Genomic DNA, 25,352 nt, shown 5'->3' with positions numbered 1-25,352 from the left:
CGTCACGGCCACGACGTCGTGCCACGGTAGGAGGCATGGCCGCACCCGACGTCCCCGTCGTGTCCGTGATGCTCGCCGTGAGCGACGCCGACGCGGCCGCCCGCTGGTACTGCGAGGCGCTCGGCGCGCGCGTGCTCTGGGACCTCGGCGGCGTGGTGGGACTCAGCATCGGCGGCGCCCCGTTCTTCCTCGGCGAGCCCGCGTCGAACGGCTGGGCCACCCCCGCCGACGCGGGGACCCGGACCGTGCGCGTCGAGGTGTTCGTCGACGACCCCGACGCCTTCGTCGCCCGTGCGGTCGCCGCCGGGGCCGACGGGACCGTCGACCCCGTCCGGGACCACCAGATGCCGTGGGGCCCGCACCGGCAGGGCGCGTTCGACGACCCGTTCGGCCACAAGTGGCTCGTCGGCGACCGCTCCCCGCTCGCCGCGCACCCCGCACCCGGCTGACCTGCGGCCGCACCACCGCGACCAGGACCCGGGACGGTCGGTCGCAGGGGTTGCCGCGCCCGGAGCCGCGCGTAGGTTGAGTCCGGGCGGCGACCGCCGCGGACACCGGCTACGGAGGTTCCGATGGGCTCGATCAACGACGACGACATCACCACGAGCGACGTCCCCGGCGGTGAGGGGGTCGCGGACGGCGGTGCCAACCCGGGCGGCCACGACGGCGGCGCGGACGGCGCGGCGGCGGGCGAGGGTCCCGCGGACGGCGGGGCGAACCCGGCCGGTCACGACGGCGGCGCCGACGGGTCCGCCGGTGAAGGACCGGCCGACGGGGGAGCGAACCCGGCCGGTCACGACGGCGGCGCCGACGGGTCCGCTTGAGCACCGACGGTGCGGGCCGGTCCACGGACCGGCCCGCGCTCGCACGCTGCGTCGCTGTCGACCACGGGACGTTCGCCCGCGAGCACTGGGGTCGCGCGCCGCTGCTGTCACGTGCCGCCGACCTCGGTGCCGGCTTCGCCGACCTGTTCTCGCTGGACGCGGTCGACGAGCTCCTGTCGGGGCGTGCCCTGCGCACGCCGTTCGTCCGCATGGCGAAGGACGGCGAGGTCCTGGCCGCCGACCGCTTCACGGCCCCCGGCGGGTACGGCGCGGAGGTCGGTGACCAGGTGAGCTCCGCGAAGGTGCTCCGGGAGGTCGCCGACGGCGCCACCCTCGTGCTCCAGGGTCTGCACCGCACGTGGGAGCCGATCGCCGAGCTCACCCGGGAGCTCGCCGCGGAGCTCGGCCACCCGTGCCAGGTCAACGCGTACGTCACGCCCGCGCAGTCGCGCGGCTTCGACCCCCACTACGACGTGCACGACGTGTTCGTGCTGCAGGTCCACGGGGAGAAGCACTGGACGATCCACGCTCCCGTCCACCCGGACCCGCTGCGGTCGCAGCCGTGGTCCGACCACCGTGACGCCGTCGTCGAGCGCGCGGCCGGGCAACCGGTCGTCGACGCGACGTTCCGGCCCGGCGACGCGCTGTACCTGCCGCGGGGGTGGGTCCACTCGGCGACCGCGCTCGGCGGCATCTCGGTGCACCTGACGATCGGGGTGTCCGCGTACACGCGGTACGACGTCGCCCAGGAGGTGCTCACCCTGCTCGCCGCGGACCCGGACCTGCGTGCCTCGCTCCCGTTCGGCCTCGACCTGACGGACCCCGCGACGGCGACGCCGCTCGTCGAGCGGACCGTCGCCGAGCTGGTCACCGCGCTCGAGAAGGCGCAGTCCGACCCGGCGACCCTCGAGGGTGTCCGGGGCGCGCTCGCCGCCCGCTTCGCGCGTGACGTCCCCGCCGCACCGGTCCGGCCGCTGGCGACCGTCGACGCGCTGGCCCGGTTCGGTGCCGACGACGTCGTTGTGCTCCGCGGCGGCCTGCACGCACGCCTGACGGTCGAGGGTCCGCGCGTCGTCCTGGCGATGCCTCGCACCGCGATCACCCTGCCCGTCGCCGCGCACCCCGCGCTGGAGGCCCTGCTCGCGGGTGACCCGCTGCGCGTCGGTGACCTGCCCGGGCTCGACCCGCAGTCCGCGGTCGTCGTCGCGCGCAGGCTCGTGCGCGAGGGCGTCCTCGTGGTGCGCTGACGCGCAGGACGAGGCGGGACAGGCGGGACGGGACAGGCGGGACGGGACAGGGACGGACGGGCCGAGGAGATGACCGGAACGAGCCGGCGGCCGGCCGGCTGGCGCCCGTGCAGCGACCTGTCGCTCGAGCGCGGCGACCCGTTGCGCGGCACCGCGGGCCGGGGTGAGCGTTGGCTGCTCGTCGAGGTCGACGGCGCGTGGGGCAAGCACGCGTTCCTCGACTCGACCCTCGACGCCGACCTCGCGGACCGGCTCGTGTCCCGCGTCGAACGCGCCGGGATCCGGACCCTCGCGATCCGGCGCACCGGCCTGCGCGCCGACGTGCGGCGCGCCCAGCAGACCTGGTCCTGGGCGTTCGTCGACGCCCGCCCGGGGCACGAGGAGGTCCGGTGGGGGAGCGTCGACAACCCGGTCGCGCTGCTGGACGTCCCCCTCGACGGCTCCGCGGGCGTGCCGTCGTCCGAGCCGGTGCTGTGCGTCTGCACGCACGCCCGGCACGACCAGTGCTGCGCGGTGCGGGGCCGACCCGTGGTGGAGACGCTCGCGGCGGCCTACCCGGAGCTGACGTGGGAGTGCTCGCACCTGGGTGGCGACCGGTTCGCCGCGACGATGGTCGTGTTCCCGGAGGCGCTCCTGTTCGGGCGGGTCGAGGAGGGCGACGCGACCCGGCTCGTCGAGCGGTACCGCGCCGGGCGGGTCGACGTCGGGACGTTCCGCGGCAGGGCGTCCCTGTCCAACGTCGAGCAGGCGGCGCACGCGTTCGCGCGCGACCTGACGCAGGACGACCGGATCGGCGCGTTCACCACGGTCGCGCACACCGAGCACGACGGCGGGTGGACCGTCGTGCTCGACCACGGGCCGGACCGGCTCGTCGTCGAGCTCGGCGCCGAGCTGTCGGAGCCGATGCTCAGCACCTGCGGCGCGACGCACACCGTGCGCGTGCGCCAGTTCGTGCTCCGCTCGCTCGCGACTCCCGGGCCGCTGCCCGGGTGAGCTACGGCAGCGCCCGGACCTGGTTGTTGCGCGCGTCGTGCGTGAGCTCGACGAGCCCCATCGCCTCGAGCAGCGGCGGCAGGTACATCCCGAACCGCCCGCGGTAGCCCGACCGGAGCCCGTACCACCCGCCGACCGGGTTGTCCGGCGAGCGCCCCCAGGACTCGACGGTGCCGTCGGCCGCGGGCTTCTTCTCGTCGGCGGCGCCCAGCGGCACCCAGTCGCCCCGCTCGACGAGCCACGCGTGCAGGTCCTCGACGGCGCGCAGCCGGTACCGCAGCGTGGTGGAGCCGACCTGGCACACCCAGACGGGCGGGTCGGCAGCCTCGTCCCGGTGCATCGTGTACTGCGACGTCCCCGGTGCCGTCGTGAGCACCCACGGGTCGTCCTTCGTCCCGGCGACCATCGTCCGCTCCTTCGCGTCGACCTGCGCGAGCCCATCGTGGCACCCCCACGCCCTCGCGGCGCGGGCCCGGTTGCGGCCGTCGCGGACACCACCTGGAATGTCAGGACGGACCGTCTCGGGCCGGCCGGGCGGCGGTCGCGACAGGGAGACCCGTGCGCCATCTTCTGCGTCCTGCCGGTCTCGGGCTCGTCGTCGCGGTCCTGTCGACGTTCACGACGGTCGGCGCCGCGCCGGCCGTCGCCCAGGTCGACCCGGCCGTCACCGGCACGCTCTCGCTGTTCAAGCGGATCGAGAACCTCGACACCGGGGCCAGCGAGGGCCGCCGAGAGCTGTGGACGATGACCGCGGTGAACACCGAGGACGCCACGTACACGTTCCAGGGGAACGGGCTGAACGGTGTCCAGTCGACCGTGGTGCCCGCGGGCGCCTACACGATCAGCGAGTCCGGCGGCGTGCCGGGGTACGCGTTCGTGAGCTGGGACTGCGGCGGTGCGGGGACGTTCACGTCGCCCACGCCCGTCGTGACCGTCCCCGCAGGCGGCTCGGTGACGTGCACCGTGCGCAACGACGCGCAGCAGTCGTTCCTCACGCTGCGCAAGGCGGTCGTGGGCGGCCCCGCGGCACCGTCGAGCTGGCAGCTGCAGGCGCAGGGCCCGACGAACGTCACCGGCACGGACGGCGTGCGCGTGCCGGTGAGGATCGGCCAGTACCAGCTGTCCGAGCAGGGCGGTCCCGACGGGTACGCGCCGAGCGACTGGGTGTGCACCGGCGGGCAGCAGGTCTCGGGCACGTCGGTCGTCGTCGCCCTCGAGCAGGACGTCGTGTGCACCGTCACGAACACGCGCGAGCAGACCACGGCGCACCTGCTCACGCTGGCCAAGGACGTCGTCGGCGGCCCGGCTCAGCCGACCGACTTCCTGCTGACCGGCACCGGCCCCGGCGGGACGGCGCAGGGCGTGTCCGGGTCGCCGAACGTGACCGACGTCCCCGTGGAGTCCGGCACGTACACGCTCGCCGAGAGCGCGCTGAACCCGCCCGCGGACGCCGGCTACACGGCCGGGCCGTGGACGTGCTCCGCCGGGACGGTCGTCGGCGACACGCTCACGCTGACCGACGCCGACGGGGACGTGACCTGCCGGATCACGAACACGTGGACCGGCGGGTACCTCACGCTCGTCAAGGAGGTCGTCGGCGGGACCCTGATCCCGGCGGCGTGGGTCCTGACCGCCGCCGAACCCGGAGGGGCGGGTCTGACGGGCCGCTCCGGCGAGCCGGCGGTCACCCATGTCGCCGTCCCCGCGGGGACCTACACGCTCGGGGAGGTCGGGCCGAGCAACTACACCGCGTCCCCGTGGACGTGCACGGCCGGCGGCACCGGTCCGACGACGGTCGCGGTCACGCCGGGCGCCGACATCACGTGCACGGTCACGAACACGATCGAGCGGGCCAGCCTCACGCTCGTCAAGCAGGTGGTCGGCGGGACGGCCGCCCCGGAGGACTTCACGCTGCACGCGGTGAGCCCGGGTGTCGTGATGAGCGGGACCTCCGGGTCTCCCGAGGTCACCCAGGTCGCGATCGAGACCGGCCAGACGTGGGCGCTCGCGGAGGACCCGGTCCCCGGCTACACCCCGGGACCGTGGTCGTGCACGGGCGCCACGGCGGTCGACGACGCGGTCGCGATCCTCGACCCCGTGGACGTGACGTGCACGGTCACGAACACCTGGACCGGCGGGACCCTGACGCTCGTGAAGGACGTCGAGGGCAGCTCCGCCTCGCCCGCGTCCTGGACCCTGACGGCGCAGTCCGCCGACGCGACCGTGCAGGGGACCAGCGGCTCGGTGCCCGTGACCGCCGTCCCGGTGCCGCCCGGCGACTTCACGCTGTCGGAGTCGGTCGTCGCCGGCTACACCGCCTCGGACTGGGACTGCGGCGTCGCGCCCGTGGTCGCGTCCGTCGTCACCGTCGGCGCGGGGCAGGACGTCGTGTGCACCGTCGTGAACACCGCGACGCAACCCCACCTGACGCTGACCAAGGTCGTGGACAACGGCGCCGGAGGCACCCTGCCCGCCTCGACGTGGCTGCTGGCGGCCGCAGGCCCGCTCACGATCTCCGGACTGACCGGCGACCCGTCGGTGACGCTCGCGGCCGTCGTGCCGGGCACGTACGCGCTCAGCGAGCAGCCCACCACGACCCCCGGCTACGACACGTCCCCCTGGGTGTGCCGCGCGGGTGCCACGGCGTTGCCCACCGTCGGCAGCACCGTGACGATCCCGGTGACCGCACCCGACGGGTCGCCCTTCACCGAGGACGTCGTCTGCACCGTGACCAACACCGCCCGGGCGCCGTTGCTGACCCTGCGCAAGACCGTCGACAACACCGGCGGCGGCCAGGCCGCCCCGACGGCGTGGACCCTGCTCGGCATCGGGGCCGGCGACCTGCTCGTCGGGTCCACCGGGACCGCCCCGGTCACCGACGTCCCGGTGCGCGCAGGGACGTACTCGCTGCTCGAGCTCGGCCCCCCGCTGTACGTCTCCGACGGCTGGAGCTGCGTGTCCGCCGCGGGCGTGGCCGTCGGGGTGTCCGCGGCAGGAGAGGTCACCCTCGGTCTGGGCGACGACGTGACGTGCACGGTCCACAACCGGTGGACCCGCGCACAGGTCACGCTCACCAAGAACGTCGCCGGCGGTCCCGCCGCCGCGACGGACTGGACGCTCGTCGGTGCGAGCGCGATCGGCGGGTTCTCGGGCGTGTCCGGCACCCCGGGGGCCACGGGGGTCGTCGGCCCGGGGGTGGTGACGCTCACCGAGGTCGCGCGCACGCCCACCGCAGCCCAGGGCTACACGCAGGTCGGGTGGGACTGCGGGCCGGAGCACCCCGTCGCCGGCGACCAGGTCACGGTGGCAGCGAACGACGAGGTGACCTGCGCGGTCACGAACGAGTGGCACGGCTCGCTCCTCACGCTCGCGAAGGTGGTGGACGGCGGCACCGCGTCCGCGACCGACTGGACCCTGTCGGCGGCCGGCAGCGTCTCGCAGGCCAGCGGCACGTCGGGCTCCACCGCGGTCACCGCGGCGTTCGTCGTGGCGGGTGGCTACCGGCTCGCCGAGTCGACCGGACCCGCGGGCTACCGCAGCGGAGGCTGGACGTGCGACGGTGGGACGCTGCTCGGCGACTTCCTCGCGATGCCGGGCGACACCGAGGTGACGTGCACGGTGACGAACACGTTCGAGGCGCTTCCCCCGCCGCCACCCCCGCCCGTCGGGCCCGTGGTGCCGGACCCGGGCACCGGCGACGACGTCGCGGCCGGCGGCCTGACCCTCGCCGCGACCGGTTCGGATGCGCTCGCGGGTGGTGTGCTGGCCCTCACCGCGCTGCTGATCGGCGTGGGGATGGTCGTGACGCGGCGCGCGCGGAGGGCCCGGGCGTGACCGTCCCGGCGGACGTCCGGGCAGCCGCGCGACGACGGCTCGCCGAGGTCACGCCGGACCGCCGCGACCTGTTCGAGCTTCGCCTCGAGCGCTGGTGGGAGGACCTGAGCGACGGCATCGGAACCGTCTACCCGGATGCCGGGGGCCTGCTCGTGGACCTCGTCGACGCCGCCGCGCAGGCCTACGTGGAGCGTGACCCCGAGCTGCACCGGCTCGACCAGGAGCGCACGCTCGCCCCCGACTGGTTCCAGCGCCCCGGGATGCTCGGGTACGCGACGTACGCCGACCGGTTCGGGGGCGACCTCGCGGGCGTCGCCGAGGGGATCGGCTACCTGCGCGAGCTCGGCGTCACCTACCTGCACCTCATGCCGCTGCTGCGCCCGCGGGAGGGCGACAACGACGGCGGCTACGCGGTCGCCGACTACCGGGCGGTCCGTGCGGACCTCGGCACGATGGACGACCTGCGCGACCTCGCCACCCGGCTGCGGCGCGCGGGCATCAGCCTGGTGCTGGACCTCGTGCTCAACCACGTCGCCCGTGAGCACCCGTGGGCGCAGGCGGCCCGCGAGGGCAGCGCCCAGCACCGGGACTACTTCCTCGTGTTCCCGGACCGCACCGTGCCGGACCAGTACGAGCGGACGCTCCCGGAGGTGTTCCCCGACTTCGCGCCCGGCAGCTTCACGTGGGACGACGACCTGCACGGGTGGGTCTGGACGACGTTCAACTCCTGGCAGTGGGACCTGAGCTGGGCGAACCCCCGGGTGTTCGCCGAGCTCGCGCGCGTCGTGCTGTTCCTCGCCAACCAGGGCGTCGAGGTGCTGCGGCTCGACGCGATCGCGTTCCTCTGGAAACGGATGGGCACGTCCTGCCAGAACGAGCCGGAGGTGCACGCCATCACGCAGGCGCTGCGGGCGCTCGCCCGGATCGCGTGCCCCGGGGTGCTGTTCAAGGCCGAGGCCATCGTCGGGCCGGCGGACCTCGTGCACTACCTCGGCGCGGGCGCCCGGCACGGGAAGGTCAGCGACCTGGCCTACCACAACGCGCTCATGGTGCACGTGTGGTCGATGCTCGCGGCGAAGGACGTGCGGCTCGCGTCCCACGCGCTGCGGGCGCTGCCCCCGGTGCCGTCGACGACGGCGTGGGTGACGTACGTCCGCTGCCACGACGACATCGGCTGGGCCGTCGACGACGGTGACGCGGCGGCCGTCGGGCTGTCCGGGCACGCGCACCGGGCGTTCCTGTCCGACTGGTACTCCGGCGCGTTCCCCGGGTCGGACGCGCGGGGGCTCGTCTTCCAGCACAACCCCGCGACGGGCGACCGGCGGATCAGCGGGACCACGGCGAGCCTCGCCGGGCTCGAGGCGGCCCGGGACGCAGGTGACGCCGACGCGGTCGACGCGGCCGTCGCGCGCGTGCTGCTCGCGCACGCCGTCGTCATGGGCTGGGGCGGCATCCCCGTGCTGTGGTCGGGCGACGAGGTCGCCCTGCCGAACGACCCCGACTGGGCCGACGACCCGGCGCACGCCGACGACAACCGGTGGGCGCACCGGCCGCCGCTGGACCTCGCGGCGCTCGCGCGCGCCCAGGACCCGTCGACCGTGGAGGGGCGGGTCCTGGGCGGCCTGCGACACCTCGCCCGGACCCGCGCCGACCTGCCGCACCTGCACGCCTCCGTCCGGCCCGACGTGCTCGGGCCCGACGACCCGGGTGTCCTCCTGGTGGCACGCCGGCACCCACGGGGAACGATGCTCGCGGCGTACAACGTGACCGGCCAGTGGCGGCCGGTCACCGGCTGGCGGCTGCGTGAACAGGGGCTCGAGGCGGCGGTCGACGCGCTGAGCGGCGAGCGCGTCACGCCCGGGGACGACGACCAGGTGTGGCTCGCACCGTGGCGCGCGGTGTGGCTGACGGCCGCCGAGCCGTGACGGCGGCCGAGGCGTAGCAGCCGCTGAGAGGTGACGGTCACGACTGGGGCTCGGACCGGGGTTTCCCCGCTGCCGGACAGCGACCCTTGCTCCCTACCGTCGACCCATCGGGCCGACCAGCGGCCCGCACCGCACAAGGGGGCACACCATGAGGCAGCACCAGCACCGTCCCGACGACGTCGGGGCCCCGCACCGCAGGGGGCACCGATGACCGCCACCGTCGACCACGTCCACTTCGAGTTCTTCGACTCGTCCGGCTTCACCGCCGGCACCACGAAGACCAAGAAGATCCACCTGCCCGCGCACGGGACGCTCTCGGAGACGAGCGTCACCGCGTCGGCCACGCCGTTCGACGCGTCGAACGAGGACCGCCAGCTCAAGGTCACGTCGATCGCGATCAGGTCGAAGATCCCGAACGCCGCCACCAACGACGACCCGACGGTCCGCGTGGAGGTCGAGAGCGTCGGCCCCGACGCACCGTTCATCTGGTACCTCAACCTCGCGATCGTCGAGCCGTAGGACGGAGCAGACCCATGAAGGCGCACGTGACGTACACGCAGGACGGCAAGATCACCTCCGTCGGGCTCGGCGGCCACCTGGCGGCCGAGGACGACGAACGGGTCGCGGAGGTCGACCTGCCCGCGAGCTTCCCGAAGCTGTCGGGACCGGACGCGGAACGGGCGGTCGCCCGGGCCGTGGCCGCACTGGTCGTCAGACCGGGCGGCACGCTCGGCACCGCGACGTGAGCGACCGAGCCCCCACCGGCCCGCCTCCCCGGCCGGTGGGGGCTCGACCGCGCACGCTCACAACCCGAAGACCTCGCGCGGCCGCCCGCGGACCAGGTCGACCACCGCCTCGGCGGCCTCGTCCTCGTCGAGGCGGTGGTCGGCCACGAGCCCGGCGAGGTAGCCGGCGTCGAGGCGCCTGGCCATGTCGTGCCGCGCGGGGATCGAGCACAGCGCCCGGGTGTCGTCGATGAACCCGCTGGTCCGGGACAGGCCGGCCGTCTCCGTGACGGCCGAGCGCCACCGGCGGATCGCGTCGGGGGCGTCCAGGAACCACCACGGCGCCCCGACGTACACCGACGGGTAGAACCCGGCCAGCGGCGCGAGCTCGCGGGAGAAGACGGACTCGTCGAGCGTGAACAGCACGAGCCTGAGGTTCGGGTGGGTGCCGAACCGGTCGAGCAGCGGGCGCAGCGCGTCGGTGAACGCACCGGGCAGCGGCAGGTCGTGCCCGGTGTCCGGCCCGAACCGCGCGGCCGTCGGACCGTGGTGGCCGCGGCGCACCCCCGGGTGGAGCGTCATCGTCAGGCCGTCCTCCGTCGCCATGCGCGCCATCTCCAGCAGCATGTGCCGGCGCAGCGCCGTCGTCCCGGACGGGGTCGCGACGCCCGCGAGCGCGGCCGAGTAGAGCCGCTCGGCGTCCGAGGCGTCGAGCGGCTCGGTCCCGACGTCCTCGTGGCTGTGGTCGGTGGAGACCCCGCCGTGCGCCCGGAACCACGCGCGGCGGTCCTCCATCGCGGCGACCCACCCGGCGTACGACCCGGTGTCGACCCCGGCCACCGCACCCAGGTGCAGCACGTCGCGGGCCCACTGCGGGCGCCCGGCCTCCAGGTACCGGTCGGGCCGGAACGTCGGCACGACCCGCCCGGTGAACGTCGGGTCGTCACGCAGCGCCGCGTGGGCCGCGAGGTCGTCGGCCGGGTCGTCCGTCGTCGCGAGGACCTCGATCCGGAACCGGTCGAACAGCGCTCGCGGACGGAACCCCGGCTCGGCGAGCCGGTCGCGGACCGTGTCGAACAGGTCGTCGGCCGTGGCCGCGCTCGGCCGCAGCGCGACGCCGAAGACGTCGACGAGCGTGCTCTCCAGCCAGTACCGCACGGGTGTCCCGCGGTAGACGTCCCAGTGCTCGCACAGCAGCCGCCACGCCGAGCGGGCCGCGTCGGGGGACAGCGGTCCCTGTCCGACGCCGAGCCGCTCGAGCGGGACTCCCGACGCGTGCAGGAGCCGGGTGACGTAGTGGTCGGGCGTGACCAGCAGCGTCGTCGGGTCGGGGAACGGCCGGTCGTCGAGGAGCAGCTGCGCCTCGACGTGGCCGTGCGGCGACAGGATCGGCAGGTCGCGGACCTCGTCGTACAGGCGTCGGGCGATCGAGCGCACCTCGGGCGCCGACGGCAGCAGCCGGTCGGGGTGCAGGCGCAGCGCCTGGGCGGTGAGCGTCGGCACGTCTCAGCCCTCCTGCGCGGCGCGGCGGGCGGCGACGTCGGCCACCATGGCCCGGAAGCGGGTCTCGGTGAGCGGGTAGAACACCATGATCACGACCCCGACGAGGATGAACGCCGCCGGGACGAAGCCCGCGATGTACCGGATGCCGTCCTGGGTCGCCTGGCTCTGCACGTCCTGGTGCGCGACGTACCCGACGATGCCGAGCCCGAACGCCGCGGCCGCGCCGCCGACGGCCTGCCCGACCTTGCGGGTGAACGAGAACACGGCGTACGTGGTGCCCTCGGTGCGCACCCCGGTCCGCCACTCGCCGTACTCGACGGTGTCGGCTTCCAGCGCCCACATCAGGGTGTTGACCGCCGCGAGCCCGACCCCGTAGAGGCCGAAGAACGCGATGGCGAGCCCCGGCAGCGTCGACGGCGTCAGCGCGATGCCGACGGCGGCGACGATCGCGACGACGCTGCTCGCCAGGTAGGCGGGCTTCTTGCCGACGGCCCGCACGATCCGGGGGATGAACCCGGCGACCACGAACATCACGCCGGTGCTCACGAGGGTCAGGACGATGAAGTAGTTCGCGTCGCCGAGCACGTCGCGGGCGTAGTACGCCTGCACGGTCTGCAGCGTGAACATGCCGACCAGGAACGACAGGGCGGACAGGCACAGCATGAGCAGCGGCCGGTTGCCCTTGAGCGTGGCCAGGCTCTGCTTGAGGCTCACGTGCGCGACGGTCCGGACCACGCGCTCCTTCGACGTGGAGAACAGCAGCATGTAGAGGCCGAACCCGAAGACGACGAACAGCAGTGTGGTGAGCGTGAGCGACTGCTGCAGGTTGTCCGAGCTCTTGATCTGCGGCGCGACGATGAACGCGAGCGCGATGATCGTCGCCGCGGTGCCCATCGACCGGAAGCTCGCCAGGCGAGCCCGCTCGACGGGCTCCTGCGTCATCGCGGACGCCAGCGACCCGTACGGGATGTTCACGAGGCTGTACGCCAGGCCCAGCAGCGCGTACGTGAGGTACGCGTAGATGAGCTTGCCCGTGCCGCCCAGCCCGCCCGGGACCGTGAACGTCGCCACCGACAGCAGCAGCAGCGGCAACGAGCCGAACAGGAAGAACGGCCGGAACTTGCCCCACCGCGTCATCGTCTTGTCGACCTGCCGGCCGGCCCAGATGTCCGCGAACGCGTCCCAGACCCGCACGACGAGGAACAGGGTCCCCGCGGCGGCGGCCGAGATGCCGACGACGTCGGTGTAGTAGAGCAGCAGGAACATCGACGTCATCGAGAACGCCAGGTTGTTGCCCGCGTCCCCGGCGGCGTACCCGAGGTACGAGCGGAAGCGGAGCTTCGGCGCGGCCGCCCCAGGTGCGGGCGTCTCGGGTGCGGGCGTCTCGGGTGCGGCAAGGACGGCAGGGACAGCGACGGTGCTGGTCATCTCGGCTCCTCGGTCGGGTGCGGCGGCGGCGGCACCTCGGGCGACGGTCACGGCTTGGTGGTCCAACGGCGGCGCAGCACGTGCGCGGCGGCCTTGGGGCGGCGGTCCCGGGTGAAGACGCCCTTCTTGTTGCCGTCCACCCGGAACACGCTGTTCGCGGCGGTGGCGAAGTCGGCGAAGTTCCACACCTGCTCACCGACCACCGCGTCGACCGCGTCGAACACGCGGTGGTTCATCTCCAGGTACTCGACCTGGTACTCCTCGGACCACGGCTGCGGGGTCAGGGAGTGCACACCGGCGACGGTGTCCGCGCCGTACTCGGTGATGATGATCGGCTTGCCGTCGGTCGCCCACGCCTGCAGCTCGGCGAGCCACGCCGCCTCCGCGGCGACCAGGTCGCCGGTGTTCACGTACCAGCCGTAGTAGCGGTTGAGCATGAGCACGTCGCCCAGCTCGGAGACCTGGCACCTCCCGTGCGGCGCGAGCATCACGTTGACGAAGCCGACGGGCCGCGTCGGGTCCAGCGACCGGGTCAGGGCGAACAGCGGCTCGAAGTAGGCGCGGGCCGCGTCCGTGTCGGACTCCGGCTCGTTCGCGATCGACCACAGCACGACGGACGGGTGGTTCTTGTCCCGCCGGACGAGCTCGCGGATGGCCTGCTCGTGGTTCCTCCGGCTGGCCTCGTTGATCGTCGACGGGGAGAACGTCACGTAGCTCTGCCCGCCGAAGATCCCACCCGCCAGGCCCATGTTCTGCCCGACCGCGGCCACCTCGTCGATGACCACGATCCCCTTGCGGTCCGCGTACTCGTACACCTCCTCGGCGTACGGGTAGTGCGACGTGCGGAACGAGTTCGCCCCGATCCAGTCGAGCAGCTCGAAGTCGTGCACCAGGTACGCGTCGTCGTGCCCCTTCCCGCGCACCGCGGTGTCCTCGTGCTTGCCGAACCCCTGGAAGTAGAACGGCTCGCCGTTGATCAGGAACTGCGTGCCCCGCACCTCGACCGTGCGCACGCCGACGCTCTGGTGGTAGCTGTCGAACGGCGCGCCCGCGGCGTCCAGCAGCTCGACCTCCGCGTCGTACAGGTACCCGGCACCGGGCTGCCAGCGGTGCACGTCGGGAACCGTGAGCTCGCCGCTCGCACCGTGCGCGGTCGCGACGACCAGGCCGCCGGCGTCCCGCAGCGTCACCCGCACCGAGTGCTCCGCGCCCCCGGCGACCGTGACGTCGTACGCGACGACACCCGTCGTGCCCTGCAGGTCCGTCACCACGACGACGTCGTCCACGTACGTCGTCGGCGTCGCGTGCAGCCACACCGACCGGTGCAGACCCGCGAAGTTGAAGAAGTCGTGGAAGTACCGCTGCCGGCGACCCTGCGGGGTCTGCTCGACGACACCCGGCGGGATCGTCTGGAACGACAGCTCGTTGTTCACGACGGCCGTCACCCGGACCTCCTCGCCCGGCGTCACCAGCGCGGTCACGTCCGCCTCGAACGGCGTGTACCCGCCCTCGTGCCGCGCCACCTCCGTGCCGTCGACCCACACGACCGCCGCGTGCGTCGCCGAGTCGAACCGCAGCGCCACCCGCTGACCGGCCCACCCCCGCGGCACCCGCACCGTCGTCTGGTACCAGGCGTCCCCGACGTGGTCACGACCCACGGTCCCCACCAGCACGTCGTTGTAGCTCGCAGGCACGGGCATCGCCTGCGCACCCGCCAGCGGGCCGTCCTGCCACCCCTCACGGCGACCCGCACCCTCCGGATCGAGCCGGAAGTCCCACACGCCGTTCAGCGACTTGCGCTCGCGGCTCACGGTGTCCTGGGGACGAAGCATCGGTGCTCTCCTCTCATCGCCGGCGGCGCATCTGCGCAGCAGCCGGTGCACCCATTGACCGCCCGCCGTCACCGGGCGACAAGCGGTTGCCATCACTTGCCGCCGTGCCTACGTTCGGCGCGTGGACGAACGTCGGGTGCCGACGATCTACGACGTCGCGGAGGCCTGCGGGGTCGCCCCCTCGACCGTGTCGCGGGCCTTCTCACGGCCGGGACGCGTCAATGCCGACACCGCCGCCCGGATCCGACGCGTCGCCGAGGAGATGGGCTACCGCGCCAACCCCCTGGCACGAGCCCTGCCCACCGGGAAGACGTCGCTGCTCGCCCTCGTCGTCTCCGACGTCACCAACCCGTTCTACTTCGAGATCATCCGCGGCGCCGAGCTCGCCGCCACCGAGGCCGACTACACCCTCCTCGTCGCCGACGTCCACGAGTCCGCGACCGCCGAGCGCACCGCCCTCGAACGCGCCCTGCCGCTCGTCGAGGGCGTCGTCCTCGGTACCTCACGCATGTCCGACTCGACCATCCGGGTCATGGCCAAGCAGCGCCCCACCGTCGTCCTCAACCGCGTCCTCACCGGGATCCCCAGCGTCATCACCGACAACGCCCGCGGCACCCGCCGCGCCGTGGAGCACCTCGCCGAGCTCGGCCACCGCTCACTCGCCTACGTCGCCGGACCCGAGGCCTCCTGGGCGGACGGGATGCGCTGGCGCGCGATGCGCGAGACCGCCGAGGAGCTCTCCCTCCGCGTCCACCGCGTCGGCCCGTACGCACCCACGCTCACCGGCGGGACGGAGGCGGCGCTCGCGGTCGCCGGCTCGCCCGCGACGGCGGTCGTGGCGTACAACGACCTCGTCGCGATCGGGCTGATGCGCGGGCTCGCGGCCGCGGGGGTGCGGGTCCCGCGGGACGTGAGCGTCGTCGGGTTCGACGACATCTTCGGCGCCGAGCTGTGTTCGCCGGCGCTCACCACGGTCGCCGCGCCGCTGCAGTCGCTGGGCCGGTTCGCCGTCCAGACCCTGCTGTCCGGCATGCGCTCGCGCACACCGCCCGACGCCCGGGCCGCCCTGCTGCCCGCGCAGCTCGTCGTCCGGGAGTCGACGGCCCGGCGGTCCTCGAGGCGGCGCGGCGCCTGACGCACGGCAAGTCATGGCAACCGATTGCCATCCGGTGTCCGGGGGGCGCTGAATCGTCGTATGCCCGACACCGGGCACACGACGTGGAGGTGGTGCCGTGCACGACGAGACGGGCTGGGTGCGCAGCGAGCCGCCGGCCCCCGTACGGGTCGTCCATCTGGGGCTCGGCGCGTTCGCCCGCGCCCACCAGCTCTGGTACACCCACCAGGCCAACGAGCGGGTCGACCCCGCGGACCGCTGGGGCGTCGCCGCGTTCACGGGCCGCTCGCCGGTCGCCGCCCAGGCCCTCGCGACGCAGGACGGCCGGTACACGGTGCTCGTGCGCTCGGCGGACGGGGACACGCCCACGGTGGTGGACTCCCTCGTCTCGGTGCACGACGGCACCGACGGGACCGCGTGGCGCGGGCATCTGAGCCGGGCCGAGGTCGGCGTCGTGACGCTCACCGTGACCGAGGCCGGCTACCGGCGTCTCCCGTCGGGCGGGCTCGACCGCGACCATCCGGGAGTCGCCCGCGACATCGCACGCCACGCGCGGGACGCCGAGACCGCCCCCGGGCGGCTCGTCGACGGGCTCCGGGCCCGCCGCGCCGCGGGAGCCGGGCCGATCGCCGTCGTGAGCTGCGACAACCTGCCCGACAACGGCGACGCGACCCGCCGCGTGACGCTCGAGCTCGCCCGTCAGGTCGACGCGGGCCTCGCCCGGTGGATCGAGGAGAACGTCTCGTTCGTCTCGACCATGGTCGACCGCATCACGCCCGCGACGACCGACGCCGACCGCGCCGCCGTCCGGACCCTCACCGGCCGGGACGACCGCTCGCCCGTCGTGACCGAGCCGTTCAGCGACTGGGTGCTGCAGGGCGGCTTCCCTGCCGGGCGGCCCGCGTGGGAGCTCGCCGGCGCGCGGTTCGTCGACGACCTCGCGCCCGAAGTGCACCGCAAGCTGTGGCTGCTCAACGCCGGCCACTCGCTGCTCGCGTACGAAGGTCTCGCCCGCGGCCGGTCCACGGTCGCGGAGGCGTTCGCCGACCCGGTGTGCCGGGCCGACCTCGAACGGCTGTGGTCGGAGGCCGCCGAGGTGCTGCCGGTGCCCGTCGACGGCCCGGTCGCCGACCTGCGCACCCGGTTCGCGAACGCGCGCATCGAGCACCGGCTGGACCAGATCGCCCGCGACGGCTCGCAGAAGCTCCCGGTCCGCGTCCTCGCCGTGGCGCAGGCACGGTCGGCCGCCGGCCTGCCCGTCGGGCGCGCGGGCGCCGCCGTCGTCGCCGCGTGGATCCAGCACCTGGAGGCCACCGACGTGTCGGCCTCCGACCCGGGCGCCACCGCCCTCGCGGAGCGCCTGCCCGGCCGGGGGAGCGCCGCCCGTGCCCGCCTCGCCCTCGACCTGCTCGCCCCCCGCCTCGCCCGCTCGGACGTGTTCGCGCGGCACGTCGCGGAGTCGCTCGCCGTCCGTCAGCCCACCCTCACAGGAGCACGACCATGAAGATCATCGCCGCCGACGTCGTCGTCACCAGCCCGAACCGCAACTTCGTCACCCTGAAGATCACCACCGACGAGGGCCTCACCGGCCTCGGTGACGCGACCCTCAACGGCCGCGAGCTCGCCGTCGTCAGCTACCTGCGCGACCACGTCGCGCCGCTGCTGATCGGCCGGGACGCCGCCCGCATCGAGGACACCTGGCAGTTCCTGTACCGCAGCGGGTACTGGCGCCGGGGACCGGTGACCATGGCCGCGATCGGCGCGGTCGACATGGCGCTGTGGGACCTCAAGGGCAAGGCCGCCGGCATGCCCGTCTACCAGCTGCTCGGCGGCGCGAGCCGTGACGGGCTGATGGCGTACGGCCACGCGTCCGGCACGACGCTGCCCGAGCTCTTCGACTCGATCCGCGCGCACCAGGAGCAGGGCTACCGCTCGATCCGTGTGCAGACCGGCGTGCCCGGCCTCAAGGCGATCTACGGCATCGCCGCGCAGTCGACGACGGGGGAGCGGTACGACCACGAGCCCGCCCAGCGCGGCGCGTACCCCGCCGAGGAGGACTGGGACACCCGGGCGTACCTGCGCCACGTGCCGACCGTGTTCGAGGCGGTCCGCAACGAGTTCGGCCCGGACCTGCCGCTGCTGCACGACGGGCACCACCGCATGACCCCGATCCAGGCGGCGAAGCTCGGCAAGTCGCTGGAGCCGTACGACCTGTTCTGGCTCGAGGACTGCACGCCGGCGGAGAACCAGGAGGCGCTGCGGCTCGTCCGTCAGCACACGACGACCCCGCTGGCGATCGGCGAGATCTTCAACACCGTCTGGGACTTCCAGGCGCTCATCAAGGAGCAGCTCATCGACTACGTCCGGGCGGCGTCCACCCACTTCGGCGGCATCAGCCCGCTGCGCAAGGTCATGGACTACGCCGCGCAGTACCAGGTGAAGTCGGGGTTCCACGGCCCCACGGACATCTCCCCGGTCGGCCTCGCCGCGCAGATGCACGTCGGCCTCGCCATCCACAACTTCGGCATCCAGGAGTACATGCAGCACGGGGCGAAGACGAACTCCGTGTTCCGCCAGTCGTTCACGTTCACCGACGGCTACCTGCACCCCGGCGACCAGCCGGGGCTGGGTGTCGAGCTGGACGTCGACGAGGCCGGGAAGTACCCGTACGAGGTCGCGTACCTGCCGTACAACCGGCTGGCCGACGGCACGGTGCACGACTGGTGACCCACGTCGTCGTCATGGGCGTCTCCGGCTGCGGGAAGTCGACCGTCGGGTCGCTCCTCGCGGACCGGCTGGGCGTGCCGTTCCTCGACGCCGACAGCCTCCACCCGCCCGCCAACGTCGCGCGGATGGCCGCCGGCGTCCCGCTGACCGACGAGGACCGGTGGCCGTGGCTGCGTCTCGTCGGCGACGCGATGGCGTCCCGGCCGGCCGGCGCCGTCGTGGCGTGCTCGGCCCTGCGCCGCTCCTACCGGGACCTGCTGCGCGCGTCCGTCCCCGACCTGCGGCTCGTCCACCTCGTCGGCACCCGCGAGCAGCTCGCCGCCCGCATGCGAGCGCGCGAGCGCCACTTCATGCCGGTCTCCCTGCTCGACACCCAGCTCGCGACGCTCGAGCCTCTCGGCGCCGACGAGCACGGCGTCGAGCTGGACTGCGCGCGCGACCCGGCCGGCCTCGCGGCCCACGCGGTGCGTACCGTCCGGTCCACGACCGGGGCGTGACGGCCCGCCGACGCTCCCCGGAACCCGGCACGCCCGACGTCGCCGGGGCACGCCCGACGTGCGGCTCCGACGGTGCAGCGCGACGATGCGAGGATCCGGTCGAGGAACGGCCGCCCCCTGGCGACGGGTCACCCCCCGTCGCGGACCGTGAGGAGCCCACCATGGCTCTGTGGCTCATCCTGATCATCGTCGGCGTCGTCATGATCGTCCTCGGCGTCGCCGTCACCGCCGCGAAGGTGCTGCTGTGGATCGGCATCGCCCTGCTCGTCATCAGCCTGATCGGCTGGATCGTCGGCCGCGGCCGGGCCCGCGCGTAGCGGCGTGGGGGCTCAGGCGCCGGAACCTCGTTCGAGCTGGACGAGCCGTCGGGCTCGGTGCCGAAGCTCGGGCGGGTCGCTCGTCACGGCTCCGGGTCTCCGATCAGTCCGTCCGTCGGCGGTACAGCTCGGCCGGCTTGCCGCGTCGCCCGTGGCTCAGGCGGCCGGTCTCCACGAGCTCGGCCCGCATCGAGCGGCGGAACGTGTCGGGCGGCAGCCTGCGCCCGGCGACGCTCTCGTGCGTCAGCCGCAGCTCACGCAGCGTGAACGACCCGTCCGGCTCTGCCGGTTCCATGAGCTCGAACGGGTCGGGCGAGGCTTCGTAGCGCTTCTGCAGCGCCTCGACCGCGACGTCGATGATGTCTCGATGGTCGAACGGGAGCTCGGGGACGTCGGCAGCCGGCGCGAGCCGGATCCGGGCGGTGGTGGGGATGCGATCAGCACGGACGACGTCCAGGTGCGCGACCGACAGGACCCATCCGCGGTCGTCTCGCTGCGGGTCGTCGAACACGCGGAGCTGCTGGGGGCGGAGGCCGGTGACGCCGGCCTTGTCCCGCAGAGAGCGTGCGACGGCGTCGGACAGCATCTCGCCGGGATGCAGGAACGTGCCCGGCAGGCGCCAGGCCGTCGCGTCGTCGGCGTCCGCCGCCCGGACGAGCAGGACGCACAGCTGACCGTCCTCGACGGTCAGCACCGCGGTGTCGACGGCGACGGACGGTCGTGGGTAGTCCTCGAGCGACCTGCCGGCGGCGTCGAGCGGCGACGTCATCGGTCACGTCCTGCGGTCCGGTACTCGGCACCCCGGCGCTGGTAGGCGAGCGGGTCGCCGAACAGCCCCCGCAGCTCAGCGACCACCCGCTCCTCACGCGACGCCGGATCGGCCTCGTCGACCAGGACCCAGTGCAGACCCGCGCTCTCGCACAGGTCGGTCCAGAACGCGTCATCGGACTCGCGGCGGTCACCGCCGTACCGGAGTGGATCGGCTGCGAAGGGCACGGCATCCTGCCCGAGGACGATGTACAGGTCGCTGGCGTTCCTGGCGGCGTCGGCCCACAGTGCCGGTGGGACGTCGGGCTCTCCGAACTCAGCACCCTTGAGCAGCCAGTACCCGACGGTCGAGAAGAGATCGGTGTCCTGGGCGACGAAGGCCCTGCCTCGCCGGGTCGCGATCGCCTCGGCGGCGAGCTGCTGGGCCAGCTGTCCCTGCCAGATCGCCCGCATCTTCTCGGCGGTGACCTCGTGACCCACCACGTCGAGCTCGAGGTAGGGGCGTGCCCACTCGGGGAACCCGGCGGCCAGGCCGAGCTCGTCCAGCCGGTTCGTCATGGTCGTCTTGCCGACCGACTCCGCTCCGAACAGGGTCACCCGCTTGCGCAGGAACGGCTGGAACTCCGCGAGCAGGTGCGCGAACGACTCGATCGGCTTCTCCCGGACACGAGTGGCCTTCACGGGGTTGATCGTCCGGTCCGGGTCGTACGGGAGGAACCTGCCGTCGATCGCCGACGCCAGCTCCGCTCCGTAGGGCTCCGAGGCGACGACCAGGTCTCCCGGCCGGGCGCCCAGGTCGCGCAGCATCCCGCTCCACAGGTCCCAGAAGTCGGGTGCGTCGGCGGGCTCCTGCGGCAGCTCCTGGTGGACGCGGTGCACGCGGATCGCTCCGCCGAACTCCGCCCGTGCGGCGAACGCGCGCAGCGCTGCATCACGCTCGTGCGCGAGCGGCTCGCTCGGCTGGGTGCACAGCACGAGCTGCACCGTCCGGGCGCACCGGGTCGCGAACCGGATGAGGTCCTCGTGCCCGGTGGTCGGCGGCAGCGCGGTCATGAGCACCCAGGCGCGCTCGCTCATCGCGTGCTCCGGAGCCACGCGGCGAACCCGAGCACGGCCGTGCCGATGAAGATGACGTACTGCACGCCGGCCACGACGAGGCCGGCCGTGAAGTACGTCCAGATCGCGATGACGTTCACGGCGATCCAGACGAACCACGTCTCGATCCGCTTGTTGTCGAGCAGGAGCTGAGCGAGGATCGAGCCCGCGAGGATCGCCGAGTCTGCCCAGGCCAGCTGCCCGTCGAGCACCCCGACCAGCCAGGCGGCGACGAGGTACGCCACGACGGTGACCCCCACGTAGGCGGGTACCCACTTCCGGTCGGCCGAGAGCCAGGTCACCGGTCGCGTCCGGTCGTCCCGACGCCAGCGCACCCACCCGTAGGCGAGCTGCGGCGTCAGGTAGACGTTCAGGAACGCCGACGCGACCAGCCCGTGCCGGAAGAAGAGCACGGCGTAGAGCGCGGTGCTCACCGCACCGAACACGTAGTTGAACCGGCGCTGGAAGATGCACAGCGCTGTGCTCGCGTACGACGTGGCCACGGCCAGCGCCTCCAGCCACTCGACCCGGGTGACCCACCCCGCAGCGAGGCCGAGGCCGTAGCTCGCGGCGGTCAGCAAGGCTGCGGCCACGACGGCGACGACGAGGTCGCGGCGGCGAGCGGTGGTGGTGGCGACGGCACGGTCGGCCGTCGTCGTGGGTGTCCCGACATCGAGGAGCATGGCGGAGGGCCTCTCACGTGGTCGATCGCGTGGTGCGGTGCCGCCACCGTAGCGCATTAACGCAGAACTGCGCTAAAGCTTGACGGTCGTCGAGTGCGATTGGTGCGTCATCGAAGGCACCTTCTCGACCCATGCGCCGTCGCGCAGCCAGCCGATGACGCACACGGTCGACCCGTGGCCGCACCGAGGCCGGGCGTCCGTCGAGCGAATGCGTGCGGGCGACAGGCTCGATGGCCTCACAGTCGGCGGACGCGGCGCCGGCTGGCACGTCCCGCGAACCCGGAGGATGGCGATGCCGCGGATCGCGGAGGTGGCCTGCAACATGCGACCTGGAGGTCGCTCACAAGGTCGCACCGGCCGTGTCGTCCGCGGCGCCCTTCAGTAGCTCGACGAGCGTGTCGAGCATGCCTTCCTCGCGAGGCTCGAGCATGCCGGGCGTAGTTCAACTGCACTGAACCCGAACCGAAGTGCTTCAACGCGTGGCGCGTGGCCCTCGCGGACGCGGGCGACGCTGCGGCCTCAGCATGGCTCATCGGCGCGGGCTCGGGACATGATCTGCTCGACCACGGATGCCTTGGCATCGGCGTAGTCCTGGGCGTAGCTCCATTGGTGAGCTGCGAGCGAACGCTTGGTGCGCTCGTACAGATCGCGATCGCTCGGGCAGGCGCGCAGCCGGTCTCGGAAAAGGACCATCCGCTGCACCTCGGTCGACCCGACGGTGAAGACATGTATCTGGATCGCCCGCGGTTGATGCCCGACGAGGAATCGGTGCTCGTGCCACGCTGGCTCGCGGAAGTGCAGTCGGTAGCCGGCGGCCTCCAGGGCCGGGACGTACCCGGCCTCGTCTGCGGAGTCGGCGACCACCAGGATGACGTCGATCACCGGCTTGGCCGCGAGACCAGGCACCGATGTCGACCCCACGTGCGCGACCTGGAGGGCCCGGGTACCCAGCGCGCCTCGGATCCGATCCTCCGCATCGGCATACCAGTCGGCCCACGCGGGGTCCGACTCGGCGAGTGCTATCGGCCCGTCTATCGGCACCGGCGCGATCACGTACTCAGGACTCGGTGGATCGTTCACACATCCAGTATCCGGCTGGCCACTCGGTTGCTGAGCTCTCGACTCAGAACCAGAGGTCGCAGGTTCGCGCGCGAGGACGATCCCGGGCTCTCACTCCCTAGGTCCACGTTCGACGGTCTGCGGGATATCTTCCCTGGCGCCCACATCAGCTACCAGGTGGTCGACGTCGTCGGGCGGCGGTGGATCTGGGCCAACGGCGTGGACCCAGGTGGCACGCCGTCCGTGGACCTCTTCAATGGTCCGCGGGCCGCCGAGAACCTCATACTGTCCCCCCGCGATGGCCTGATGGCTTGTTCCGACCATGGACGCGGACGTACCGGACGGTCGCGCGACACGCGCCAAGCGCGCTACCGACCGCTGGACCTCTGAGGCCGGCAGGTTGGCAGGAACACCGACCGCACGGGTCCGCGTTCTACGACCGATCAGGGCCGTTGCTCGGCCCTGTCTGACCCTCGCCAGGACCACATGGTGGAACCTGGTGATGTTCCGAGCTGGCACGCATCTGGCACGGCAAACAAGAAAGCCCCGGTGGTTACCGGGGCTGACCTGCATAAATCCTGGTGGGCGATACTGGGATCGAACCAGTGACCTCTTCCGTGTCAGGGAAGCGCGCTACCGCTGCGCCAATCGCCCAAAGGGTGTTGCTGGGGGAGTGCTACCGAGGTGGAGATGGGATTCGAACCCACGTATACGGCTTTGCAGGCCGCTGCCTCGCCTCTCGGCCACTCCACCCTGAGACCGCAGTCCAAAGCGGCTGAAAGCCGATCAGGAGTGTCTGCCTCCGAGCGGACGACGGGATTCGAACCCGCGACCCTCACCTTGGCAAGGTGATGCTCTACCACTGAGCCACGTCCGCGCTGCACGTCCTGCCGGTTCTCACCGGCGTTCCGTGTGCGTCCCAGACTCTAACCGAGTTTCTCGGCGAGAGTCCAACTGGCTCCCGCCGTCCGCGTGATCCTGCGGATCCGGCCTCCGAAAACCCCCGTTCGGCCGTCTCCGGACCCTCCCGGACCAGGTCATAACGGGTGTCAGACTGGTCCCATGAGTGTCGTGATCTGGTCCGACGGAGTCCTGCACAGCCCCGATGAGGCGCTCGTCACAGGTGTCGACCACGGGTTGACCGTGGGCGACGGCGTGTTCGAGACGTGCGCCGTGTACGGCGGGGAGGCGTTCGCGCTGAGCCGGCACCTGCGCCGGCTGCGCCGGTCCGCGCTGGGCCTCGGGCTCACGGAGCCGGACGAGGACGCGGTACGCGACGGCGTGAAGGCGGTGCTGGCTGCGTCCGGCCCGGACACCGGGCGCCTGCGGATCACCCTCACGGGTGGTCCTGGTCCGCTCGGGTCGCACCGGTTCGCGCCGCGGGAGCAGCGTCAGACGGTCGTCGTGCTCGCCGGACCGGCGGTCCGTGCGGAGACGTCGCGGGCGGTCCGGGTGCCGTGGGTCCGCAACGAGCGGTCGGCGGTGGCGGGGCTCAAGACGACGTCCTACGCCGAGAACGTGGTCGCGCTGGCCGAGGCGTACCGGCGCGGTGCCGACGAGGCGGTGCTCGCCAACACCGTCGGTGAGCTGTGCGAGGGGACCGGGTCGAACGTGCTCGTCGAGCGCGGGGGCGAGCTCGTCACGCCCCGGCTCAGCAGCGGGTGCCTCGCGGGCATCACCCGGGAGCTGCTGCTCGAGTGGTCGGCGGACGCCGGGCTGCCTGTCCGGGAGGCACGGCCGGGCGAGCTCCCGTACGAGGTGCTCGACGAGGTGGTCGCGGGGGAGTCGTTCCTGACCCTCAGCGGGTCGATCCGCAACGTGTCGCCGGTGGCGTCGCTCGACGAGGTCGACATCTCGCTCGGGCCGGTCTCCGTGGAGGCGCAGCGGCTGTTCCAGGCGAAGGTCGCCGAGGACGTCGACCCGTAGAGCCGGCCCGGACGTGCGGCGACCGGCCCTGCCGTGGGGCAGGACCGGTCGTCGAGGTCGGTGTCAGGCCGTGAGGAGGGCGGCGATCAGGGCGGTGATCTCCGTCTCCATGCGGGCGCTCTCCGTGCCGAGCGGCACGAGTGCCTCGGTGGCGGCGAGGAAGCGGGCGATGGGCTCGGTCGGTGCCGCGAGCAGCGCGCTGCCTTCGACGCCGCTGAGCGAGATGAGGGTGTAATCGGGGTCTTCGTCGCGCCACACCTGCACGTCACCCGTCCCGGCGGGCGCCTCGGATCCCGCGTGCATCCCCAGAGAGAGGAGCTCGCGGCCGAGGAGCCACGTCGACATGGTGTGCGGGCCCGTGAAGACTGCGCGCACCGTGTACGGATCGGTTGTCCGGAAGGAGAACTCGGAGCTGACCGGGATGACACTGGCGTCGGACCCGATGAGCTGCATGGCGACGACCTCGACGACGTCGTACGACGGCTGCGTCATCGGGTCCTCCTGTTCACAAGGGCTGGAGGTCTCATCATGGCAGGCCAGGTGCCGGATTGGACCGGTCCTTGCACCGAGTTCACCCGGAGGGACGCGGTGACGGGTGACGACGGTGGGTGTCACCACCCGTTCGGTCCGGCGGCCACGAGCGCGCCGCCCGCCGGGACGGCGGTTCGGAATATGCGCTCGGGTTGGGTAGCATCCTCCTCGACGCCGCCCCCGGGTGGCACTCCGACCTCGTGCTCCGCACGCGGTACGGGCGATTGGCTCAGTTGGTAGAGCGCCTCGTTCACACCGAGGAGGTCATCGGTTCGAGTCCGGTATCGCCCACAAGAGGACAGCGAGGGTCGCCCGTGACGGGCG

Annotated in this window: 23 protein-coding genes and 4 tRNA genes; 15 read left to right on the top strand and 12 right to left on the bottom strand. The window is 73.0% G+C overall.

What is annotated here, in order from left to right; all coding sequences use genetic code 11:
* The first annotated feature begins 35 nt into the window (after positions 1-35).
* The 4 genes from Cch01nite_RS05955 (at position 36) to Cch01nite_RS05940 (ending at position 3,064) form a co-directional block, all read left to right on the top strand.
* Positions 36-449, top strand: coding sequence for a VOC family protein (locus Cch01nite_RS05955; protein ID WP_203749838.1), 414 nt, complete (start codon positions 36-38; stop codon positions 447-449).
* A 123-nt stretch (positions 450-572) separates the two neighbouring features.
* Positions 573-824, top strand: coding sequence for a BatC protein (locus Cch01nite_RS05950; protein WP_203749835.1), 252 nt, complete (start codon positions 573-575; stop codon positions 822-824).
* A complete protein-coding gene (locus tag Cch01nite_RS05945) occupies positions 821-2,071 on the top strand; it encodes a cupin domain-containing protein (protein ID WP_203749832.1) in 1,251 nt (416 codons plus the stop codon). Before Cch01nite_RS05950 ends, Cch01nite_RS05945 begins: the two co-directional genes overlap by 4 nt.
* Positions 2,072-2,140: 69 nt before the next feature.
* The gene (locus tag Cch01nite_RS05940; RefSeq protein ID WP_203749829.1) at positions 2,141-3,064 is read left to right on the top strand and encodes a ferredoxin family protein; all 924 of its coding nucleotides are present in this window, start codon (positions 2,141-2,143) and stop codon (positions 3,062-3,064) included.
* Between the two features lies 1 nt (position 3,065).
* On the opposite strand, the gene Cch01nite_RS05935 is transcribed toward Cch01nite_RS05940, so the two are convergent.
* The gene (locus Cch01nite_RS05935) at positions 3,066-3,470 is read right to left on the bottom strand and encodes a DUF6855 family protein (protein ID WP_203749826.1); all 405 of its coding nucleotides are present in this window, start codon (positions 3,468-3,470) and stop codon (positions 3,066-3,068) included.
* A gap of 152 nt (positions 3,471-3,622) precedes the next feature.
* Here Cch01nite_RS05935 and Cch01nite_RS22680 point away from each other — a divergent pair, with 152 nt between their 5' ends.
* From Cch01nite_RS22680 to Cch01nite_RS05920, 4 genes are all read left to right on the top strand, one after another.
* Entirely contained in the window at positions 3,623-6,898 is a 3,276-nt protein-coding gene (locus Cch01nite_RS22680) for a hypothetical protein (protein WP_239069950.1), read from the top strand.
* Entirely contained in the window at positions 6,895-8,823 is a 1,929-nt protein-coding gene (locus Cch01nite_RS22675) for an alpha-amylase family protein (protein ID WP_239069949.1), read from the top strand. The genes Cch01nite_RS22680 and Cch01nite_RS22675 overlap by 4 nt, the downstream gene beginning before the upstream one ends.
* 207 nt (positions 8,824-9,030) lie before the next feature.
* Complete coding sequence (locus tag Cch01nite_RS05925) at positions 9,031-9,342, top strand: hypothetical protein (RefSeq protein ID WP_203749823.1); 312 nt, start codon at positions 9,031-9,033, stop codon at positions 9,340-9,342.
* A gap of 14 nt (positions 9,343-9,356) precedes the next feature.
* Positions 9,357-9,569 (top strand): hypothetical protein, encoded by a 213-nt coding sequence (locus Cch01nite_RS05920; protein ID WP_203749820.1) that lies wholly within the window; start codon positions 9,357-9,359, stop codon positions 9,567-9,569.
* 57 nt (positions 9,570-9,626) lie between these two features.
* Here Cch01nite_RS05920 and uxaC read toward each other — a convergent pair whose 3' ends face one another.
* Genes uxaC through uidA form a run of 3 tightly spaced genes read right to left on the bottom strand, consistent with a single transcriptional unit; the run spans position 9,627 to position 14,311 of the window.
* Positions 9,627-11,051, bottom strand: a complete 1,425-nt coding sequence (uxaC, locus tag Cch01nite_RS05915) for a glucuronate isomerase (protein WP_239069944.1) — start codon at positions 11,049-11,051, stop codon at positions 9,627-9,629.
* Positions 11,052-11,054: 3 nt separating this feature from the next.
* Entirely contained in the window at positions 11,055-12,479 is a 1,425-nt protein-coding gene (gene uidB / locus Cch01nite_RS05910) for a glucuronide transporter (protein ID WP_203749817.1), read from the bottom strand.
* Positions 12,480-12,526: 47 nt separating this feature from the next.
* Positions 12,527-14,311, bottom strand: a complete 1,785-nt coding sequence (gene uidA, locus Cch01nite_RS05905; RefSeq protein ID WP_203749814.1) for a beta-glucuronidase — start codon at positions 14,309-14,311, stop codon at positions 12,527-12,529.
* Between the two features lie 121 nt (positions 14,312-14,432).
* Between uidA and Cch01nite_RS05900 the strand changes: the two genes are divergently transcribed.
* The 5 genes from Cch01nite_RS05900 (at position 14,433) to Cch01nite_RS05880 (ending at position 18,966) form a co-directional block, all read left to right on the top strand.
* Positions 14,433-15,446 carry a LacI family DNA-binding transcriptional regulator gene (locus tag Cch01nite_RS05900; RefSeq protein WP_203749812.1) on the top strand — a complete coding sequence of 338 codons (1,014 nt, stop codon included), beginning with the start codon at positions 14,433-14,435 and terminating at the stop codon, positions 15,444-15,446.
* Between the two features lie 97 nt (positions 15,447-15,543).
* Complete coding sequence (locus tag Cch01nite_RS05895; protein ID WP_239069941.1) at positions 15,544-16,929, top strand: mannitol dehydrogenase family protein; 1,386 nt, start codon at positions 15,544-15,546, stop codon at positions 16,927-16,929.
* On the top strand, positions 16,926-18,152 hold the full coding sequence (manD, locus tag Cch01nite_RS05890) for a D-mannonate dehydratase ManD (protein ID WP_203749808.1): 1,227 nt from the start codon (positions 16,926-16,928) through the stop codon (positions 18,150-18,152). Before Cch01nite_RS05895 ends, manD begins: the two co-directional genes overlap by 4 nt.
* Positions 18,149-18,649, top strand: coding sequence for a gluconokinase (locus tag Cch01nite_RS05885; protein ID WP_239069933.1), 501 nt, complete (start codon positions 18,149-18,151; stop codon positions 18,647-18,649). The genes manD and Cch01nite_RS05885 overlap by 4 nt, the downstream gene beginning before the upstream one ends.
* A 161-nt stretch (positions 18,650-18,810) precedes the next feature.
* Positions 18,811-18,966, top strand: a complete 156-nt coding sequence (locus Cch01nite_RS05880) for a hypothetical protein (protein ID WP_203749805.1) — start codon at positions 18,811-18,813, stop codon at positions 18,964-18,966.
* A 103-nt stretch (positions 18,967-19,069) separates the two neighbouring features.
* Here Cch01nite_RS05880 and Cch01nite_RS05875 read toward each other — a convergent pair whose 3' ends face one another.
* From Cch01nite_RS05875 to Cch01nite_RS05845, 7 genes are all read right to left on the bottom strand, one after another.
* Complete coding sequence (locus tag Cch01nite_RS05875) at positions 19,070-19,735, bottom strand: NUDIX hydrolase (protein WP_203749802.1); 666 nt, start codon at positions 19,733-19,735, stop codon at positions 19,070-19,072.
* Positions 19,732-20,811 carry an AAA family ATPase gene (locus tag Cch01nite_RS05870; RefSeq protein ID WP_203749798.1) on the bottom strand — a complete coding sequence of 360 codons (1,080 nt, stop codon included), beginning with the start codon at positions 20,809-20,811 and terminating at the stop codon, positions 19,732-19,734. The genes Cch01nite_RS05875 and Cch01nite_RS05870 overlap by 4 nt, the downstream gene beginning before the upstream one ends.
* On the bottom strand, positions 20,808-21,512 hold the full coding sequence (pnuC, locus tag Cch01nite_RS05865) for a nicotinamide riboside transporter PnuC (RefSeq protein WP_203749795.1): 705 nt from the start codon (positions 21,510-21,512) through the stop codon (positions 20,808-20,810). Before pnuC ends, Cch01nite_RS05870 begins: the two co-directional genes overlap by 4 nt.
* Before the next feature lie 519 nt (positions 21,513-22,031).
* Entirely contained in the window at positions 22,032-22,592 is a 561-nt protein-coding gene (locus tag Cch01nite_RS05860) for a GrpB family protein (RefSeq protein ID WP_203749792.1), read from the bottom strand.
* Between the two features lie 558 nt (positions 22,593-23,150).
* A tRNA-Val gene (locus Cch01nite_RS05855) sits at positions 23,151-23,225 on the bottom strand.
* 28 nt (positions 23,226-23,253) lie between these two features.
* A tRNA-Cys gene (locus Cch01nite_RS05850) sits at positions 23,254-23,324 on the bottom strand.
* A gap of 52 nt (positions 23,325-23,376) precedes the next feature.
* A tRNA-Gly gene (locus Cch01nite_RS05845) sits at positions 23,377-23,448 on the bottom strand.
* 185 nt (positions 23,449-23,633) lie between these two features.
* On the opposite strand from Cch01nite_RS05845, the gene Cch01nite_RS05840 reads away from it, so the two are divergent.
* Positions 23,634-24,497, top strand: coding sequence for an aminotransferase class IV (locus Cch01nite_RS05840; protein ID WP_203749789.1), 864 nt, complete (start codon positions 23,634-23,636; stop codon positions 24,495-24,497).
* A gap of 63 nt (positions 24,498-24,560) precedes the next feature.
* Here the strand turns inward: Cch01nite_RS05840 and Cch01nite_RS05835 are convergent, their stop codons facing one another.
* Complete coding sequence (locus tag Cch01nite_RS05835; RefSeq protein WP_203749786.1) at positions 24,561-24,989, bottom strand: SsgA family sporulation/cell division regulator; 429 nt, start codon at positions 24,987-24,989, stop codon at positions 24,561-24,563.
* Between the two features lie 257 nt (positions 24,990-25,246).
* Here Cch01nite_RS05835 and Cch01nite_RS05830 point away from each other — a divergent pair.
* Positions 25,247-25,319, top strand: a tRNA-Val gene (locus tag Cch01nite_RS05830).
* Positions 25,320-25,352 lie beyond the last annotated feature (33 nt).

The organism is Cellulomonas chitinilytica (assembly GCF_016862675.1).
Lineage (GTDB): Bacteria > Actinomycetota > Actinomycetes > Actinomycetales > Cellulomonadaceae > Cellulomonas > Cellulomonas chitinilytica.
This window is presented reverse-complemented; position numbering and strand designations above follow the sequence as displayed.

Excerpts from the sequence above, each read along its gene's own strand:
- Cch01nite_RS05880 (WP_203749805.1), top strand. The coding sequence starts at position 18,811 with ATGGCTCTGTGGCTCATCCTGATCATCGTCGGCGTCGTCATGATCGTC.
- Cch01nite_RS05925 (WP_203749823.1), top strand. The coding sequence starts at position 9,031 with ATGACCGCCACCGTCGACCACGTCCACTTCGAGTTCTTCGACTCGTCC.
- manD (WP_203749808.1), top strand. The coding sequence starts at position 16,926 with ATGAAGATCATCGCCGCCGACGTCGTCGTCACCAGCCCGAACCGCAAC.
- Cch01nite_RS05920 (WP_203749820.1), top strand. The coding sequence starts at position 9,357 with ATGAAGGCGCACGTGACGTACACGCAGGACGGCAAGATCACCTCCGTC.
- Cch01nite_RS05875 (WP_203749802.1), bottom strand. The coding sequence starts at position 19,735 with ATGACGTCGCCGCTCGACGCCGCCGGCAGGTCGCTCGAGGACTACCCA.
- Cch01nite_RS05940 (WP_203749829.1), top strand. The coding sequence starts at position 2,141 with ATGACCGGAACGAGCCGGCGGCCGGCCGGCTGGCGCCCGTGCAGCGAC.
- Cch01nite_RS05840 (WP_203749789.1), top strand. The coding sequence starts at position 23,634 with ATGAGTGTCGTGATCTGGTCCGACGGAGTCCTGCACAGCCCCGATGAG.
- uidB (WP_203749817.1), bottom strand. The coding sequence starts at position 12,479 with ATGACCAGCACCGTCGCTGTCCCTGCCGTCCTTGCCGCACCCGAGACG.
- Cch01nite_RS05950 (WP_203749835.1), top strand. The coding sequence starts at position 573 with ATGGGCTCGATCAACGACGACGACATCACCACGAGCGACGTCCCCGGC.
- Cch01nite_RS05955 (WP_203749838.1), top strand. The coding sequence starts at position 36 with ATGGCCGCACCCGACGTCCCCGTCGTGTCCGTGATGCTCGCCGTGAGC.
- Cch01nite_RS05870 (WP_203749798.1), bottom strand. The coding sequence starts at position 20,811 with ATGAGCGAGCGCGCCTGGGTGCTCATGACCGCGCTGCCGCCGACCACC.
- pnuC (WP_203749795.1), bottom strand. The coding sequence starts at position 21,512 with ATGCTCCTCGATGTCGGGACACCCACGACGACGGCCGACCGTGCCGTC.
- Cch01nite_RS05935 (WP_203749826.1), bottom strand. The coding sequence starts at position 3,470 with ATGGTCGCCGGGACGAAGGACGACCCGTGGGTGCTCACGACGGCACCG.
- uidA (WP_203749814.1), bottom strand. The coding sequence starts at position 14,311 with ATGCTTCGTCCCCAGGACACCGTGAGCCGCGAGCGCAAGTCGCTGAAC.
- Cch01nite_RS05835 (WP_203749786.1), bottom strand. The coding sequence starts at position 24,989 with ATGACGCAGCCGTCGTACGACGTCGTCGAGGTCGTCGCCATGCAGCTC.